The following is a 17,251-nucleotide window of genomic DNA, read 5'->3' on the forward strand; positions in this document are numbered from 1 at the left end:
GTATTTTTGAAAAGACGAAGCATCAGGAGAACTCTCTCCATGTCCATCCCGGACGTTTGGCGGTGATGGCGTCCTTGATCTCTTGCGGCGGTTCGGTGGTTTGGGCCGAGTACGTGCCGAACACTTCCAGCGTGTTCGTGCAGCGGGCGGCGTGGAACCACTTGCCGCAGCCATTCGCATGGCGCCAGCGTTCAAAGTGAACACCTTTGGGGTTTTCACGCATGAACAGGTAGTCGTGGAACTCGTCATCCGATGAGCCTGGGCCGAAACGCTTCAGATGCGCCTCGCCACCAGCGGCCAGTTCGGTTTCTTCGGCGTCAACGCCGCAATACGGGCAATTCAGGATCAGCATATGGTCATCCTTTTGGCGGTCGGTCGGCACTTGGCCGACCTGAATTCTGTTAGTGGGCAACTTTGGGCAACGCCCTTAGTGCGCCACCCCGGCGGCGACGCTTTCGTCGATGAAACGGCCCTCTTTGAAGCGGTCCAGCGAGAAGGCTTCGGTCAGCGGTGAATGGCCTGTGGCCATCAGCTGTGCCATGCCCCAACCGGACCCCGGGATCGCCTTGAAGCCACCGGTGCCCCAGCCGCCGTTGATAAAGCAGCCCTGCAGCGGTGTTTTCGACAGGATGGGCGAGCGGTCGCCGGTCATGTCAACGATACCACCCCACTGGCGCAGCATCTTCAGGCGCGAGATCATCGGGAAGGTCTCGACCAGCGCGCGGACGGTTTCCTCGATGTGGTGGAAGCTGCCGCGCTGGGTGAAGTTGTTAAACCCGTCCGTCCCGCCGCCGATCACCATCTCGCCCTTGTCGGACTGAGACATGTAGCCGTGCACGGTGTTGGCCATCACGACCACGTCCATGCAAGGTTTGATCGGCTCGGACACCAGCGCCTGCAGCGCGATGGCTTCCAGCGGCAGGCGGAAGCCAGCCATCTCGGCCAGCTGACCGGAATGACCCGCGACCACGATGCCCAGCTTGTCGCAGTCGATGGCACCTTTGGTGGTGTCAACGCCGACGACCCGGCCGTTATCCGAACGGATACCTTTAACTTCGCATTGCTGGATGATGTCCATGCCCATGGCCGAACATGCGCGTGCATAGCCCCAGGCCACAGCGTCGTGACGGGCGGTGCCACCGCGTTCCTGCCACAGCGCACCCAGAACCGGATAGCGCGGGCCGTCGAGGTTGATGATCGGCACCAGCTGTTTCACGCGCTCGGGCGTGATCCATTCGGTCTTCACACCCTGCAGCGCGTTGGCGTGCGCCGTGCGCTGATAACCGCGGATTTCGTGCTGGGTCTGGGCCAGCATCATGACGCCGCGCGGGCTGAACATGACGTTATAGTTCAGGTCCTGGCTCAGATCTTCATAAAGGCTGCGTGCCTTTTCATAGATTGCTGCCGACGGGTCCTGCAGATAGTTCGACCGGATGATGGTCGTGTTCCGTCCGGTGTTACCGCCGCCCAGCCAGCCCTTTTCGATGACGGCGACGTTCTGGATGCCGTAATTCTTGCCAAGGTAATAGGCGGTCGCCAGACCATGTCCGCCAGCGCCAACAATGATGACGTCATAGCGTTTCTTGGGTTCGGGCGAGCGCCACGCGCGCTCCCACCCGGTGTGATAGCGCAGGGCCTCCCGCGCCACAGCAAAGGCTGAGTAGTGTTTCATGAGCGAATCCATCCGGTTCGGTGATTGGCGCAGATATGCCGTGTGCCGACAGTTTAGCCCTGCCACGCAACGCCACAATATCGAACTATTGCGACATCCGGCCTATTATTGCGACATGAAGTCCTCGCGCGGCCATTTGCCCCTTTTGTCGCCCCGCCGAGAGGTCTAAGTCAGGGCAGCCAAATCGGAGAAACCATGTCGTTCCTGGTCATGACAATTCTAACCGCGCTGCTGACGGCGCTGATCCTGGGCCTATCCTTGCTGCGTGGTCGCAAAACGCGCGAGCCAGCCGCAGCCTATGACCTGCGTGTTTACCGCGAGCAGCTGGCCAGCGTAGATCGGGATCTGGCCCGGGGCGTGATCGGCGAGGCCGACGCCGAGCGGGTGCGGACGGAGATATCACGTCGCATTCTGGCCGCCGACGCGCAGATGCAGGCCGGAACCAAACAGGCCGGGGCACCGCTGTGGGCCACTTTTGCAGCCTTTGTCGTTATTGCTGCGGTCGTGATTGGCGGTGGTATTGAAATGTACCGCCAGATGGGTGCCGCCGGGCTGCCGGATCAGCCTCTGTCCCTGCGTAAGGAGCAGGCCGAAGCTTTGCGCGCCGACCGCCCCAGCCAGGCCGAGGCCGAAGCTGCCGCGCAACCCGCCGAGTTGCCGCAGCTGGATGAAAGTTATGCCAATCTTTTGGAGCAGTTGCGCGACACTGTTGCAGAACGCCCGGACGATCTGCAGGGCCATATTCTGCTGGCGCAGCACGAAGCAAATGCAGGCAACTTTCCGGCCGCTTACAAAGCTCAGAAACGTGTGATCGAACTGTCCGGCGATGCTGCCCCGGCCGATGCCTTTTCGCACTTGGCCGAGATGCTGATCCTGTCCGCGGGTGGTTATGTTTCACCCGAGGCGGAGGAAGCGCTGAAACAGGCCCTGCAACGCGACCCCCGCCATGGTCCTGCGCAGTATTACCTGGGGCAGATGATGGTTCAGATCGGACGCCCCGACGTCGGATACCGCATCTGGGTGGATGCCCTGCGCGATGCACCGGCAGGTGCGCCGTGGGCAGATGCCATCCACGCGCAACTGGACGAGTTGGCCTTCCGCGCCGGTGTGTTCAACGCACCTGACATCCCCGCCCCTGACGCTTCCGGCCCAAGTCAGGAAGAAATGGATGCCGCCGCTGCGCTGACTCCGGAAGAGCGGCAAGAGATGATTAAGGGCATGGTCAACCAACTGTCTGAACGCCTCGCCAGCGAAGGTGGCTCGCCCGAAGAATGGGCCCGCCTGATCGCAGCCCTTGGCGTTTTGGGCGAGGGGCAACGTGCCATCGAAATAAAAAATGAGGCGATGGAAGTCTTTGCAGGTAATGCCGAGGCTATTGAACTGATCGACGCCGCCGCATTGCAGGCCGGGATCGCACAATGATCCACGACGCGTTCGAGGACTTCGCGACTTCTCTGCCGACGATGACCGCGCTGATGGGACTGGATCTGGGCGAGAAAACCATTGGCGTGGCGGTTTCGGACCGGATGCGCGGCGTGGCCAGCCCTCTGGAAACCGTGCGGCGCAAGAAATTCACGCTGGATTCCGCCCGCCTGCTTGAGATCATCGCCGACCGCGAGATCGGAGGCATCATCCTCGGCCTGCCGAAAAATATGGACGGAACCGAAGGCCCGCGCTGCCAGTCAACCCGCGCCTTTGCCCGCAACCTGGCCCGCCTGACCGAGGTTTCGATCGGCTTCTGGGACGAGCGACTCAGCACGGTTGCGGCCGAAAAGGCACTTTTAGAGGCGGATACGACACGAAAACGTCGCGGACAGGTTATCGACCACGTTGCCGCAGGCTATATCCTGCAAGGAGCGCTGGACAGGCTGCGCTTTCTGTAACGGACGGAGTACGCCGATGACAGACATGGTTTGGAAAAGGAACGAGGTCGAAAGCCCTTGCGTCCAGATCTGTGTCGTGCACCCGACGGAACGCATCTGCACGGGTTGCTACCGTACGATCGATGAGATTTCGCGCTGGTCCAAAATGGACGCCACCGAACGTGCGGGGATCATGGACGAACTGCCCTCGCGCAAACCCCGCCTGGCCAAGCGCCGCGGCGGCCGTTCTGCGCGTGTGAGTAACGCGTAAATCGTTCTACGAAAATCGACGTGATCTGAACCTGCGCCGCTGCAGGCTGGTGTGAACTTCGAGGGGGTCAAGTTCTGACACTTGTGGTGAGTGAGTGGCAACCCACAGCGGCGCACTTCAGAATTTGTGCTCTTCCGAAGTGGTACAGCGGAAGAACACGACCTGTGTAACCGTTTCTTGACCAATCAATCAAGAATAACAGAGCTTACCCTGACGTCAACTTCATGCGCCCCTTGCTGCCTCGCCCTGCTTCACCCGGCAGCAAGCCAGGATTTCGCGTTCTCGACCTCTTCCGATGGGAAGAACTGGGTACGTGTTCCCAGAATATGACTGGCCGCTTTTTGCGCGATATGCTGCCAGGTTTTGTCCCCCACGATGGCCGCGCGATTCAGCAACCCTGCATGTTTGCGCACCAGTTGGAAATGCGACGCCAGCGCCGTAAGCCCCTGCCAGCCATCAAACTCGCGCAGATCAACCAATAGTCGGAACCCGCTTTTGCCCGCCAACAGGTTATCCAGGTCCACTTCTGCCCGCGCGTATTCCTCGGGGTCCAGCTTTCCCAGCAGGCTGACCTGAACACAAGGGCTGCCCAGATCGATCACATGGATGGCCCCCAAGGATTCCCGTATCCAACGACGAGCAGCCTCCAGTTCGGACAATTCGAATACCTGAACAGGGCACGGCAGGATCGGTGAGGCCAGACGGATACCAGTCTGCACCCAGCCCTGATCCGCCGCCACGGCAATGCGGTCGAACCCGCGCCAATGGCTGAGGCCCAGCTTGGTGTCGGCCCAGGCCGCGCCCAGATCGTAGCCCTTGAACTCGGGCTGCACCACGGCCAGCAGACGCACCGTGTCGTTGTCGGCCAGCGCAGCCTCAATCGCGGGGACCAGAACCTCACTATAGTCTTTGCTGGTCACCTCGCCGGACAGCTCAACTTCGAGCAGCGCTCCGTCGGAATTCCTGTGGACCGTAATCATCTGACTAAACCTCCAAACCTTAATAATGGCAGGACGTTAGGCGGATTCGATCCATTCGGCTACTCCCCCCGCGCATTCGGGGCGAAAATAGGCGATCATCCGTCCATCCGGCCCGGCCGAGGCGCTCTCGCCCCACGGCGCGACGCCATGCAGGCAGTGGCGGTGCAGCAGATAGGCCTCGCCCGGTTTGGCGGGCAGTTCGATGCGCGGGCAGGTGTCAAACACTTCGCGACGAGCGGCCTGATAGATATCGGTTATGTCCACCAGATGCAGGGCATCGCGAGGATGACCGTCCAACGCGCGTTCGAATGCGGCGCGCAGGATCTTGTGGCTGCCCTCCCACAATACCATCGGGGCAGCATCCGCACTGGCGTCCGTCAGGGGGATACCCAATATCCAGACATGAGGCTCATCCACCCGCCGCCTACGGTCCGGCCCCATCGGTCGCAACCCGTCCACATGCGCCGCGTCCCGTTTCGACCGATACCGCGCGGCACTGTCGCCTTCGCCCCGCCGAGGCCGCGGATAGCCGGGATAGATCACCGAAACCTGCCCTTTGTGCAGCGGATGCTCTCCGAACTGTTGGGAGATGAAGTCCACGGCCTGCCCAGACAAAGCATCTGACTGCCCGACCCGGCCTTGCGGGTCGTTGTCCAACGCGTCCACACCGATGAACCACGTGCCTTCGCAATCCAGCCACTCGGCGTGGGCCGGGTCGGTGACCGACGCCCGAGCCGCAGGCAAGGCATGCCCCACCCAGTCCGCCAGCACCGGATCATAGGGAAACTTGATCCAGCCCTTTTCGTGAAAACCACTCACAGGCCCAGCGCCTTACGCAGCATGTTCAGGGCGACCAATGTCAGGAACACCGCAAAGACGCGTTTGAGCGGCTTGGGGTCCATCGCATGGGCCAGCTTCACGCCCCAGGGAGCGGTGATCATGGTCATGGCGACGACGATGGCAAAGGCAACCAGATTGACTGCGCCGATGGTCAGCGGCGGGCGGTGTTCCGGAGCGATATCCAGAAACAGAAAGCCAAGAACGGAAGGAACCGCGATGATCACTCCGAACCCCGCCGCCGTGGCGACGGCGCGGTGGATTGGCGTGTTGAACAGGCTCATCAGCGGCACACCGAAACTGCCACCTCCGATCCCCATCAGGACCGACAGAAATCCAACGGATGGGGACAGCACCGCGCGGCGGATTCCCTTGGGCATTGCATCCCCCAGCCGCCATTCGGACTTGCCCAACCCAAGATAGGCCCCGATGACCATCCCCAGCATGCCAAACAGCGCCTGCAATGCTTCGGTCCGCAATGCCGAGGCGACCAGTACGCCGACAATCGCGCCCACGGCAATACCCGGCCCCCAGCTGCGCAGAATATCCCAGTCCACCGCACCCTTCTTGTTATGCGCCAGAACGGATCGCATCGAGGTCACGATGATCGTCGCCAGAGAGGTTGCCAGACACAGCTGCATCAGCTGCGGGCCGCCATAGCCAAGGGTCTGGAACGCATAGAAAAACGCGGGCACCAGCACGATGCCGCCACCAACGCCCAGCAATCCGGCCAGCACTCCGGCCAGCGCCCCGATCACAAGCAAAAGGCCCAGCATCTGGGCCAGCAACAACGTCTCGGGCATCATCCCCCCTTACCGATCTTTGTTCATTCAGACCTCGGCCAGAGGCGCCACGCGCTCCAGCGCCTGCTGCATTACCTCGGGGCCTGCGCCCTCATGTACCGCACCTTCGGACAAGGCCCGCCGCCACGCCCGCGCACCAGGGCGTCCGGCGAACAGGCCCAGCATATGACGGGTGATCTGGTGCAAGCGCCCGCCATCGGCAAGGTGACGTTCGACATAGGGCACCATTTTTTGAACAACTTCAATCGGGTCGGTCACCTGCCCGGTTCCGAATATCACCGGGTCAGCCGCGGCCAGAATATCGGTCGGCTGGTGATAGGCCGCACGCCCGATCATGACGCCGTCCAGCCCGGCCTCAAGATGCGTGCGCGCCTCATCCAGCGAAGCGATGCCACCATTGATCGAGATGTGCAGATCGGGAAACGCCGCTTTCATCCTGTGCACCAGATCATAGTCCAGAGGCGGAATATCCCGGTTCTCTTTCGGGCTGAGCCCTTGCAGCCATGCCTTGCGCGCGTGGATCGTCACCCGTTGGCAACCCGCAGCCCGGATCTGTTCCAGAAACGCGGGCAGCACCTCTTCGGGGTCCTGCTCATCCACGCCGATGCGGCATTTAACAGTGACCTCAACATCCACCACTTCGCGCATTGCAGAGACACATTCGGCCACCCGCCCCGGGTCTTTCATCAACACCGCCCCGAACGTGCCGGATTGCACCCGATCCGAAGGGCAACCACAGTTCAGGTTGATTTCATCATAGCCCGCGTCAGCCCCGAACCGCGCTGCCTGTGCCAACTCCACCGGATCGGAACCACCCAACTGCAGCGCAACCGGGTGCTCTTGCGGGTTGTAATCCAACAGGTGCATCGCCCCGCCCCGCACCAGTGCCGGAGCCGTCACCATTTCGGTATAGAGCAAGGTTTCCCCGCTCAGCAGCCTGTGCACATAGCGGCAGTGGCGGTCGGTCCAGTCCATCATAGGCGCAACGGAGAGCCGTGCAGAGCGCTGCACATCGGAAAACCTTGATTTTTCGTGGTTTTTCGAATCCACCATATTCACCGCATTCCTCGCTTCGGCCAGATCTAGGCGTGTTTTTGGTTGCGTTGCATCACAATGTGGCACCGCATCCGCCATGTAGCACTTATCCCCACCCAAATTCCAGCGCCCCCCGACCAGCCATTTCAAAAAGGGCGGAGCAAACGCCCCGCCCGACAGATCTATGGATCGAGGTTTCCGATCATGCTGCCTTGTAGTGACTGAACACTTCTGTGGTGCCGTCCTTGCGGATCAGGAAAACCGAATAGGCCTCCCGCTCGCTCTCCGGTCCCATGCCGGGTGAGCCGAAGGGCATGCCCGGTACGGTCAGCCCGATCGCATCGGGGCGTTCGGCCAGAAGGCGCCGGATATCGGTTGGTGGCACATGGCCTTCGATGACGTAACCCTCGACCAGGCCGGTATGGCAGGACGTCATCTCCTCCGGGACACCCTTTGTGGCTTTGAATTGCGACAAGGTCTCCCAAGAGGCGTTCTGCACCGCCATCTCGAACCCTTCACGCTGCATGATGTCAATCCAGGCACCGCAGCACCCGCAGTTGGGGTCCTTGAGGACCTCTACCAGAGGTCCGGCAGAAGCAAGGGCCGGTGCGGCCAGAGCGACGCCAGAGGCACCAAGGCCGGCCAAAAAGATGCGGCGGTCGAGTTTCGGGTTGGTCATGTCATTTCCTTTCCGTTTTAGCGCCCGCGGTACGACGACGCGTTTTGTAATCGAGGCCGCAGGCAAGTGTCATGATTTGTGTCAAGCGGGCGGTCCTTAACCGCCCTGCATCTGTTCGCTTTCGGTGCGCACCGCCTGCATCTCGCGGATGCGCTTGGGCCAGGTGGATTTGACATAGGCCAGAATGTCCCAGATCTGCTGATCGCTCAGGCTGTCGCCAAATCCCGGCATACCGCTGGCGAAGTCGGACACGCCGCGCGCCTCAAGCACCGCCGCACCGCCCTGTTTGGTATAGTCAAACAGCAGCGCATCGCCGTGGTGCCATGTATGGCCGGTCTCATCATGAGGTGGGGCTGGGAGCGTTCCATCCTCATTCGGGGCTCGCCAGTTGGGTTGCCCCTCAAGATTGGCGCCGTGGCAGGACGCGCAGAACTCGGCATAGAGCACCGCCCCCTTTAAGGCATCGGACTCTGTCGGCTGCAGCGGTGGTCCCGCCTGTGTGCTTGATGACGCAAGCCATGCGACCGCAGCGCCGATCGCAACTATCCCGGTCAGGACTAATGCAAGGATTGTTCGGGATTTCATTGCTTCACCCCCCTTCATGTTCGTCCATCAGATAGGTCGCGATGGCTGTCCGGTCGGCCTCGGTCAGGAAACTGGTGCCGTAAAGAACGACCTCGCCCATGGACCCGCCAAAGGTGTCCCCATCGGGGGTGATACCGGTGCGCAGGGCATAGGCCAGACTGGCTACATCCCATCCCTTGGCCGCCAAGGTCAGGTGATCGATGGCTGGCGCTTTCTCACCCTCTGGCAGCGCTTCATTGCCCCGAAAACGTTCCGTGTCGGACTTGCGCGCACCAACGAAGTTGCGCGGCGTATGGCAAGCTGCGCAATGGTTGGCCCCTTCGACCAGTTCGCGCCCCCTATTCCACACCTCTCCCTTGCCCGCCACAGGCTCTGTCATTGGAGGTTCCAGAAAGGCCGCGCGCCAGAGTTTCAGCCCCCAGCGCTGGTTGAATGGAAAGTTCATTTGGGGCGAACGCGATGGTTTGGCGACCGGTGGCACAGTCTGGAAGGCGGCCCAGAGATCGGCAATCTCCTGATCCGAGAAATTGGCATAGAAAGGATAGGGGAAGGCCGGGTAATAGGCATGCCCGTCAGGCGAGACCCCTTCGCGGATGGCACGGGTGAACTGCGCCTGGCTCCAACCTCCGATCCCGTGGTCAGGGTCGGTGGTGAGGTTCGGCGAATACAACGTGCCAAACGGGGTTTCCAACGCCACTCCGCCCGCCAGTGGCGCTCCGCCTTTCGCGAAATCGGTGTGGCACGCGATACAGCCGGAGGCACGGGCCAGATAAGCGCCGCGGTCGACATCCCCCTTCAGTGTGATGGGCGCGAGAGGCTGGCCGATCGGCCAGGCCATCAGGCCGGCAAGGCTAACGGCGGCGATAACAGCGCCAGCCAGCCCCAGACGATAGAACATACGCATCGTCCTGGCCTATTTCTCGACCCGAAAGCGGGTATGGCAGGCCGAGCAGACCTGTCCCATCATGGTGAAAACGCCATCGGCCGGCATCTGGGAGTAATCCATCATGCTGCCACTCACCATTGAGCCGCCTTGTTGTCCCATCATGGTGCCGCCCTGACCGCCCATCATGCCGCCGACAGCTGGCGTTTCGCCTGCCATCATCAACCCGTTTTCGGAAGCGTCCGCCAATCCGTCCGCCATTACCCGAAGCTGATCGGCCAGAGCCGAAAACGCAGCCCAGTCCTGCCAAATCTCTGGCTTCGCCTCGGATGGCGCATCAAGGCTGCCTTCGGGGAACAGTCTGGTCAGGGCTTCACCGGCATGGTGGCTGATATCCTCAGCGTGTTCGCGCACAACGGCGGCGTCGTACTCGACCTGCCCCCGCATCATCGGCGTCAGCACTTTCATCGCGTCTTTCATCACGCCCATGCCATCCATGCAGTCTTTGACAACGCCGGTAGCCCCGCCATGCGCAAACACCGATTGGCTTGCCACAACCAGAACGGACGCAACGACTGCGCCCAACAATAGATTTTCAGTTTTCATTAGATTTCCCAGCCTGAGTTATCTCATCACGCCAAAGGACGTGTGCGGATACGGATCAGATCAGGATTTTGGGTGGTGGCGGATCAAAATTCGAGACCACCGGGATGGCCTTCGTCGCGCGCGGCAGGCCATACCGTTCGCTGCACCGAAACAACCCCGTTGTCAGTGTCGATTGCTGAATGATCGCAGGGCCGCTGCAAAACGCACCGCTGTGGCAATGACCCTGATGGACTTTTGCCGCGGCATGTTCACCGTGCGCTTGAACCTCGGCAGAAACTATGGCGGGCTCATGTTTTCCATGTGCCTGAGCCGCACCGCCGGACAAAAGCAGAGCAGCGGCAAACATGCCAACCGTGACAAGCATCAGCCTGATCCATCTGCGACCGTCCAAGGGCACCGTTCAGTTTTCCCGTTTTCTCATTGCAACTCTCCAACCGAGGCGATGATGTTCTCAACGTACACGAGCGTCAAGCCTTCATCAGGCGGCATTTTGCCGTACGGACACCAAAGTCTCTTATCCGCCTGCCGTCGGCTATGATTCATCCATGTCAAACGTCTCTGAACGAAGGCTGGTTGATTTTCCCAGCGTGGTCAGTGGCATCAAATGCGCAATGGCTGTCCAAAACACACTGACCGACAACCCAAGGATCGCTTTAAAGATGGGATTACACTGTGGCGATGTCAGCTTTGCCGATGAAGACGTTTTTGGCGACGGGGTCAACGTGGCCGCACGTCTTCAGGATCTGGCCGAACCCGGATCGCTCGTGATTTCCGAAACTGCGCGGCGCAGCCTTGATGCCAAGCATTCGGATCACTTCACCTGTCTTGGTTCCCAGAATCTCAAGAACATCGCAGAGCCTTTGGTCGCTTATGGTTGGGGATTGTCAGCATCCGCCATCCAGAGGCACCTTTTCGAGTTGCCGGAGCGACCTTCAATTGCGGTTTTGGCCTTCGACAATTTGTCGGACGATGCAGATCAAACCTTTTTTGCCGAAGGTATGGCCGAAGATATCATTTCTGCACTGTCCAAGTTTCACTGGTTCTTCGTAATCTCTCGGGACTCGAGTTTTTCGTACCCAAATCGCGCCATCGGAACGGAGCAAATCGCCCGGGATTTAGGCGTGCAATACGTTCTGGAGGGCAGCGTTCGAAGGGTCGGCAACAGGGTGCGCGTCTCAGCAAAACTGATCGACGCCGTCGCAAACTACTACGTTTGGACCGAGCGGTTTGACGGTGTAATTGAAGACATCTTCGACCTGCAGGCCGACACGAAGAAGCCATCGAGTGGGCCGAAGCGTCAATCCGCATCCAGCCAAACCGCAGCAGATCTTATCTGGATATTGCTGTCAACAATGCCATTTGCGGCAAGTTAGATAAGGCGCAGCATGCCGTTTTGGACCTAAAGCGTCTGAACCCTGACGCCTCGCTTCACCTGGCAGAACGCACGCATCCCTTTGCACGATCGAAAGATCACAAGCGCTATCAACAGGGCTTGCGCGCGGCGGGTTTGAACAGGTGAAGGACCCAAAGCAACCTGTCAGTGTGTTTGAACCTTGATGCCCTATAACCCGTCTAATCGGTCATTCGCCACGCTTGAAGACCCCGGGCGCCGTGTCGGTAGAAACCATCGTCCGTCATCGGAAACGACATTCGGCACCCCTAGACACGCGCATTCGGTTTGTGCGCAAGGCATTGGGCGACATCACGGCAAGCTCGGACTACATCAAAGCCTTTTCCCTAGCGTGGGTGCCAATTTGTGGCCCGGGTTACATCAGATGACGCACCTCTTGGGCGCATTGCAAAGGCGCCGAAATGCGGCGTCTTGCTTGGCGGCTGTGTTGCCTTTGATCAGTTCCCGCCGCTTGCCCGCTGAGCCGCCAGAGTGACCAGATCGCGAGAGCCGGTTTCCCACAATGCCGTCATTGTCAGCCCCGAAACCTTCCAGCCCTCGGTATCGCAGATCAATGTGTAGTCATACCGCCGACCAAGGACCCAGAAGTCCTGGCCGATCCTTTGCGTCGCGGTGAGTTCGCCTGTGCGGTAGCCAAATCTCCCTCGATCGAGACAATGGTCTCGTTCGTGGCCATATGGTGCGTCACCTCGAACTACGGCAGGAAACCGGACCATTGCGCAATGACGTCATCCACAGTCAACATGGCGGGCTCACCGCCCCACAGGCTGGTGTAGTCCAGCGTGACCTCATCGGCGAAAGCGCCGCGCGCACGGTCCCAGTCATGCCGGTCCGCACCGGCTGCGATGCTGGTGATTGCAGTATCTATCTGGGCCGTATCATCCGCAAAGGACGGTGAAGCCATACCAGCGGTGGCGACTGCCAAAATCGGCAAGAGTTTCATTGCTCATCTCAGACAAGTCTTGGGGAGCAAGATCGTCGCGCCCTTCGGGATGGCGGCCGATTCCGAATGCACAACGGCCAGAGGTTGCGTCAGACGACCGGGGTTGTCTGCCGGGTAATAGGTCAACCACCCTTCCCAACCCGCGTTGTTCCACTGGTTATCACATTCCAGGATCGCGCCGCGCTCGGGCTCATAATAGTAACCACCGACCGGCATCAGCACGCCCTCGGCCCCTTCGGGTCCGCCGCAAACGGTCTCGACAATGTCAGCATTCTGCATCCAGAGGGCGACCAGACCGATCAGCTGCACTAGTTCGTTACCGACCACTGCGTCCACCATGTACTCGGCCGAGGCGCAGTTACCCAGACCGTTGATATGCGACGCGTCGACTTCCGGCAGCGTGGCGACGAATTCAAACGCGGCACGGAACTCTTTGGGGGTCTGCCCCGTGATCTTCTTAAAACTGCGCGAGAAATGCGCCTGATCGGCGAACCCACGGGCGGCTGAAATCTCGGCAAAGTTCTGGTCTGACTTGGACAGCATACGGACCACCTGCTCGATCCAATTAGCAGTGACATATAGCGTTGGGGTGGTGCCCAGTGTCTCTTTGAACACCCGGTCGAAGTGGGATTTGCTCATCGCCTCGAACATCACGGCCGAGGACATGACATTACTTTCAAGCGCAACACTCAGGATCACCCTGGCGGCGCAAGGATCGGGGTCCGAGAATTGCGGCAGGTCTTCGAACTGCTTCGGCACCAACAGCATCCCATGCTCGGATTACGCGAATATCCCGACCTCTTGCGGGTCGAGCGTGATGACGATGACATTCGATTTCGCAAACCAGAGCCAGCCCGACCGTGTGCCCGCCGGGGTGACGAGATGTCATGCAGGTTGAAGGTGAAATCCCGCAGCCCTCCGTTGCCCATATTCTGCACCCGATGCGGCACGGGCTGCAGGTTCAGCAGGATGTGATGCTCGTCAAACTCATCCTCGGGCATATTGCCGGCTCGGCCTGAAATAGCGGACCGACATCAACGCGGCCACCGACATATGCGCGGCGCCTTCGCTGTTCAGCAGCGGGGCGGACGGGTAGATCTCATCCTAAAATTGCGGCAAAGCTACACGCCCTCCGGTTTAGAAACGGATCGCTATCGCAACATGAAAGGCCCGGACGGACGATCCGGCACCTAATCTGATGCCCGTGTGCCATAGCGGCTGAGGATCAGGTCGATGCTGCTGTCAATTGTGGCGGTCATGTCCTCTTGGCTCAGCACATCACCGGTGAATATCATCGGCCAGAACGCTTTGGCCTTGATCAGGCCGATGAACTCCTGCCCGGCCCGCTCAGGGTCTTCGATCTGCAACTGCCCGTCATCTGCGGCATCTTTCAGCATGGTGACAAAGATCGACGTCTTATCCAGCTTGCCCTGCGCCGCCGCTGCCATCTCGGGGTTGCGCAAGGTTTCGCTGATCACCATCCGCGCCATTGCGATGACCTCGGGCATCATCAGAATCCGCCCTTCTGCCCAGGCAAGCTCGGTCAATTGCTCGCGGATATCGCGGCCCGGCTGATACCTGATATCCCGCACGGCGGCGAATCGATTGGACAGCTCCATCACAATCGAACGAAACAGGTTTTCCTTGCTTTCGAAATACTTGTACAGCGTGCGCTTGGAAACTTCGGCACGGGTGGAAATGCGGTCCATGCTGGCAGAGGCGAACCCCTTTTCTTGGAATTCGGCTACGGCGGCTTCGATGATCTGGGCCTGTTTGGACGCATTCGGTGCGCAGCAATCGCTCATGATTCAAAGCTATAGACCTATTGACAGAGCAAGGTCAAACACCAGGTAAACCCACGGGTTTACAAGGGCGAAACCGCCGCATATGGTAAACCCGCCAGTTTACCGATTCAGGTAACCAGCCCAACATGGAGAGTCCCCCCTCATGGCCTTGACCTTGAAACTGAATGGCGAGACCCACACGGTCGACGCCGAACCCGGCACCCCCCTGCTGTGGGTGATCCGGGATGAGCTTAAGCTGACCGGAACCAAATTCGGCTGCGGTGTTGCATCCTGCGGCGCCTGCACGGTGCACCTGAACGGTGAGCCCGTGCGCTCGTGCCAGACCTTTATCGAAGACGTCGAAGATGCCGAGATCACCACGATCGAAGCGGTGGGTGACGACAAGATCGGCGCGGCCGTCCAGCAAGCCTGGGTCGAGCTGGACGTGGTCCAGTGCGGCTACTGCCAGTCGGGTCAGGTGATGTCGGCCGTTGGCCTGTTGTCCGAAAACCCGAAACCCAGCGTCGAGGAAATCGACAGCTACATGTCCGGCAACGCCTGCCGTTGCGCCACCTATCAACGCATCCGCGCCGGTATCCAGCGCGCTTCTGAGATTCTGGAGGCCTGATCCATGACCATCAACACCTCTCGCCGTGGGTTTTTGAAAGGTGCCGCTGCTGCCGGTGCCGTCTTGTTGGTTGGCGCACGCCCCGATGGCGTGCTGGCTGCCGGATCGACCGAGACCGCTCAGTTCAACCCATTCGTGAAGATCGATGCCGATGGCACCGTGACCGCCATCGTCAAGCATTTCGAAAAGGGTCAGGGGCCTGCAACCGGTCTGCCGACTCTGATCGCCGAGGAAATCGGCCTGACCATGGATCTGATCGAATACGAATTCGCGCCTTCGGATCCGAACGTCTATAACAACTTGCTATTTGGCCCCTTCCAGGGCACGGGCGGGTCGACCGCGATGGCGAATTCGTGGCTGCAATACCGCCAGGCCGGTGCCGCTGCGCGCGAGATGCTGATCAACGCCGCCGCCCAAAGTTGGGGCGTGGATGCGTCCGGCATCACCATCGAAGAGGGCATCGTCAAGGCAGGCGACAAGTCGGCCCCGATTGCCGAATTCGTGGCCGCTGCGTCTCAGTTGGAAGCCCCGGCCGAGCCGCGCCTGAAGGACCCGTCCGAATTCCACCTGATCGGCAACGAAGCGGTGCGCCGTAAGGACTCGGTGATCAAAGGCAACGGTCAGGCGATGTACGCCATGGACGTTCACCTGCCGAACCAAATGGTCGCCATGATCAAGCGCCCGGAATCGAAAGGAGGCATCGCCAAGGGCTTTGACGACAACGCGTCGAAAGAGGTCAAAGGCTATATCAACGCCGCCGTTCTGCCCAATCAGGCGGGCGTCGCGGTCTATGCCGAAAACACCTGGGCTGCGATCCAGGCGCGCGACGCGCTTGAGGTCGAATGGGACATGTCCGGCGCGGAAACCCGCGACTCGGACCAGATCAAGGCCGAGATCATGGCCGCGTTGGAGGCCGAACCAGCGTATAACGTGAACCAAGCAGATACCGCAGTGGTGTCGGCGGCGATCGACGCGGCGGACAAGGTTGTCGAAAAGACCTTCTACTTCCCGCTACTGGCCCATGCGCCGATGGAGCCGCTGAACTGCACCATCGAGCAGACCGCCGAAGGTGATATCGTGCTACATGATGGCGCACAGATGCCCACCGGCCCACATATGGCCTATCAGCAGATCTTCCAGCTGCCGCCTGAGAAGATTCACATCAAGACTATGCTGGCCGGTGGCTCGTTCGGTCGTCGTGCGACCCCCGACGCGGATTACCAGGTCGAGGCCGCGCTGGCTTTTGTGGTCACCGACCGGTCCCGCCCGGTCAAGTTGGTGTGGACGCGCGAGGATGACATCCGCAGCGGGTACTACCGCCCGGCGTTCGGCCACAAGGTCCGCGTTGGTCTGGATGCCGACGGCAATATCGTCGGATGGCAGCATCGGGTCGCCGGGCAGTCAGTCATCAAAGGCACACCGTTCGAAGCGGTTCTGGTGCATGACGGAATCGACCACAGCTCGGTCGAAGGGATCGCCGACAGCCCGTATAAAATCCCCGGAATGGCGGTGGGCCTGACCGACACACCCAAGGCCACAACGGTTCTTTGGTGGCGCTCGGTGGGTCATACCCATACCGGCTATACGATGGAAACCATGATGGATTTGGTCGCCGAGGCCGCAGGCCGCGACCCGGTCGAGTTCCGTCTGGCGCATCTGACCGACGCCAGTGACGCGGATCAGCAACGCAAAGCAGGCGTGCTGAAACTGGTCGCTGAAAAGGCAGGATGGGGCAACGCACCGGCAGGTCGGGCGCAGGGCATTGCCGTGCATAAGTCCTTTGGATCCTATGCCGCGCAGGTTGTCGAGGTTTCGGGCGATCCGGAAAACGGCGTAAAGATCGAAAAGGTCACCTGCGCCGTGGATTGCGGCATCGCCGTGAACCCCGACGTGGTGCGCGCGCAGATGGAGGGCGGCATCGGTTACGGCATCGGCCATGTCATGCGCGACCAGATCACCCTGACCGGAGGGGCCGTGGACCAGTTCAACTTCCCGGACTACGAGCCACTGCGCATTGGTGATATCGCGGCGATTGACGTGCATATCGTGCCGTCCGCCGAAGCACCAACCGGAGTTGGTGAGCCCGGCACGCCCCCGTCTGCGCCAGCTCTTGCCAACGCGATCCGGGCACTTTCGGGCGTCAAGGTAACCGCGCTGCCGATGGCGGAAAACGGCGTCAACTTCGTCTGACACGCTCTCGCTCCGCGCCATCACCCTTTGGCGCAGAGCACCACGCCTGCATCAGGCAGATAAATAATTTGATCAAATTTCG

At 60.4% G+C, this 17,251-nt stretch carries 21 protein-coding genes; 7 read left to right on the forward strand and 14 right to left on the reverse strand.

Annotation, left to right across the window (positions count from 1 at the left end; translation table 11 throughout):
- Positions 1-22: 22 nt before the first annotated feature.
- Together GOX88_RS05095 and GOX88_RS05100 are read right to left on the reverse strand one after the other, a co-directional pair.
- Positions 23-352: a sarcosine oxidase subunit delta gene (locus GOX88_RS05095; protein ID WP_170325354.1), complete on the reverse strand. Its 330-nt coding sequence runs from the start codon at positions 350-352 to the stop codon at positions 23-25.
- Positions 353-427: 75 nt separating this feature from the next.
- Positions 428-1,672 (reverse strand): sarcosine oxidase subunit beta family protein, encoded by a 1,245-nt coding sequence (locus GOX88_RS05100; protein ID WP_170399979.1) that lies wholly within the window; start codon positions 1,670-1,672, stop codon positions 428-430.
- A 195-nt stretch (positions 1,673-1,867) separates the two neighbouring features.
- Here GOX88_RS05100 and ccmI point away from each other — a divergent pair, with 195 nt between their 5' ends.
- Genes ccmI through GOX88_RS05115 form a run of 3 tightly spaced genes read left to right on the forward strand, consistent with a single transcriptional unit; the run spans position 1,868 to position 3,805 of the window.
- The gene (gene ccmI, locus GOX88_RS05105; RefSeq protein ID WP_170399981.1) at positions 1,868-3,094 is read left to right on the forward strand and encodes a c-type cytochrome biogenesis protein CcmI; all 1,227 of its coding nucleotides are present in this window, start codon (positions 1,868-1,870) and stop codon (positions 3,092-3,094) included.
- A complete protein-coding gene (ruvX, locus tag GOX88_RS05110; RefSeq protein WP_170399983.1) occupies positions 3,091-3,555 on the forward strand; it encodes a Holliday junction resolvase RuvX in 465 nt (154 codons plus the stop codon). Before ccmI ends, ruvX begins: the two co-directional genes overlap by 4 nt.
- 16 nt (positions 3,556-3,571) lie before the next feature.
- Positions 3,572-3,805 (forward strand): DUF1289 domain-containing protein, encoded by a 234-nt coding sequence (locus GOX88_RS05115; RefSeq protein WP_170399984.1) that lies wholly within the window; start codon positions 3,572-3,574, stop codon positions 3,803-3,805.
- A gap of 251 nt (positions 3,806-4,056) precedes the next feature.
- Here the strand turns inward: GOX88_RS05115 and GOX88_RS05120 are convergent, their stop codons facing one another.
- From GOX88_RS05120 to GOX88_RS05160, 9 genes are all read right to left on the reverse strand, one after another.
- Positions 4,057-4,785 carry an STAS/SEC14 domain-containing protein gene (locus GOX88_RS05120; protein WP_170399986.1) on the reverse strand — a complete coding sequence of 243 codons (729 nt, stop codon included), beginning with the start codon at positions 4,783-4,785 and terminating at the stop codon, positions 4,057-4,059.
- A gap of 36 nt (positions 4,786-4,821) precedes the next feature.
- Complete coding sequence (locus GOX88_RS05125) at positions 4,822-5,604, reverse strand: hypothetical protein (RefSeq protein ID WP_170399988.1); 783 nt, start codon at positions 5,602-5,604, stop codon at positions 4,822-4,824.
- A complete protein-coding gene (locus GOX88_RS05130) occupies positions 5,601-6,425 on the reverse strand; it encodes a sulfite exporter TauE/SafE family protein (RefSeq protein ID WP_170399990.1) in 825 nt (274 codons plus the stop codon). Before GOX88_RS05130 ends, GOX88_RS05125 begins: the two co-directional genes overlap by 4 nt.
- Positions 6,426-6,452: 27 nt before the next feature.
- Entirely contained in the window at positions 6,453-7,478 is a 1,026-nt protein-coding gene (dusA, locus tag GOX88_RS05135; protein ID WP_170399992.1) for a tRNA dihydrouridine(20/20a) synthase DusA, read from the reverse strand.
- 184 nt (positions 7,479-7,662) lie between these two features.
- On the reverse strand, positions 7,663-8,139 hold the full coding sequence (locus tag GOX88_RS05140; RefSeq protein WP_170399994.1) for a DUF411 domain-containing protein: 477 nt from the start codon (positions 8,137-8,139) through the stop codon (positions 7,663-7,665).
- A 96-nt stretch (positions 8,140-8,235) separates the two neighbouring features.
- Positions 8,236-8,724 carry a c-type cytochrome gene (locus GOX88_RS05145; RefSeq protein ID WP_170399995.1) on the reverse strand — a complete coding sequence of 163 codons (489 nt, stop codon included), beginning with the start codon at positions 8,722-8,724 and terminating at the stop codon, positions 8,236-8,238.
- Positions 8,725-8,728: 4 nt separating this feature from the next.
- The gene (locus GOX88_RS05150; protein ID WP_170399997.1) at positions 8,729-9,628 is read right to left on the reverse strand and encodes a cytochrome c; all 900 of its coding nucleotides are present in this window, start codon (positions 9,626-9,628) and stop codon (positions 8,729-8,731) included.
- Positions 9,629-9,637: 9 nt separating this feature from the next.
- Complete coding sequence (locus tag GOX88_RS05155) at positions 9,638-10,213, reverse strand: c-type cytochrome (RefSeq protein WP_170399999.1); 576 nt, start codon at positions 10,211-10,213, stop codon at positions 9,638-9,640.
- Between the two features lie 55 nt (positions 10,214-10,268).
- Entirely contained in the window at positions 10,269-10,577 is a 309-nt protein-coding gene (locus tag GOX88_RS05160) for a hypothetical protein (RefSeq protein WP_170400001.1), read from the reverse strand.
- 181 nt (positions 10,578-10,758) lie between these two features.
- On the opposite strand from GOX88_RS05160, the gene GOX88_RS05165 reads away from it, so the two are divergent.
- On the forward strand, positions 10,759-11,586 hold the full coding sequence (locus GOX88_RS05165; RefSeq protein WP_170400003.1) for an adenylate/guanylate cyclase domain-containing protein: 828 nt from the start codon (positions 10,759-10,761) through the stop codon (positions 11,584-11,586).
- A 732-nt stretch (positions 11,587-12,318) separates the two neighbouring features.
- Here GOX88_RS05165 and GOX88_RS23390 read toward each other — a convergent pair.
- Together GOX88_RS23390 and GOX88_RS05175 are read right to left on the reverse strand one after the other, a co-directional pair.
- Positions 12,319-12,567, reverse strand: a complete 249-nt coding sequence (locus GOX88_RS23390; protein WP_254436138.1) for a nuclear transport factor 2 family protein — start codon at positions 12,565-12,567, stop codon at positions 12,319-12,321.
- A gap of 3 nt (positions 12,568-12,570) precedes the next feature.
- The gene (locus GOX88_RS05175) at positions 12,571-13,335 is read right to left on the reverse strand and encodes a helix-turn-helix transcriptional regulator (RefSeq protein ID WP_254443276.1); all 765 of its coding nucleotides are present in this window, start codon (positions 13,333-13,335) and stop codon (positions 12,571-12,573) included.
- A 119-nt stretch (positions 13,336-13,454) separates the two neighbouring features.
- Between GOX88_RS05175 and GOX88_RS23620 the strand changes: the two genes are divergently transcribed.
- Positions 13,455-13,586: a hypothetical protein gene (locus GOX88_RS23620; RefSeq protein WP_302478171.1), complete on the forward strand. Its 132-nt coding sequence runs from the start codon at positions 13,455-13,457 to the stop codon at positions 13,584-13,586.
- 171 nt (positions 13,587-13,757) lie between these two features.
- On the opposite strand, the gene GOX88_RS05180 is transcribed toward GOX88_RS23620, so the two are convergent.
- Complete coding sequence (locus GOX88_RS05180) at positions 13,758-14,372, reverse strand: TetR/AcrR family transcriptional regulator (RefSeq protein ID WP_170400005.1); 615 nt, start codon at positions 14,370-14,372, stop codon at positions 13,758-13,760.
- Between the two features lie 142 nt (positions 14,373-14,514).
- Between GOX88_RS05180 and GOX88_RS05185 the strand changes: the two genes are divergently transcribed.
- Both GOX88_RS05185 and GOX88_RS05190 read left to right on the forward strand, forming a co-directional pair.
- Positions 14,515-14,979: a (2Fe-2S)-binding protein gene (locus tag GOX88_RS05185; protein WP_170325372.1), complete on the forward strand. Its 465-nt coding sequence runs from the start codon at positions 14,515-14,517 to the stop codon at positions 14,977-14,979.
- A 3-nt stretch (positions 14,980-14,982) separates the two neighbouring features.
- Complete coding sequence (locus GOX88_RS05190; RefSeq protein ID WP_170400007.1) at positions 14,983-17,169, forward strand: xanthine dehydrogenase family protein molybdopterin-binding subunit; 2,187 nt, start codon at positions 14,983-14,985, stop codon at positions 17,167-17,169.
- The last annotated feature ends 82 nt before the right edge of the window (positions 17,170-17,251 follow it).

It is taken from the genome of Ruegeria arenilitoris, from assembly GCF_013030985.1.
Classification (GTDB): Bacteria; Pseudomonadota; Alphaproteobacteria; order Rhodobacterales; family Rhodobacteraceae; genus Ruegeria; species Ruegeria arenilitoris_B.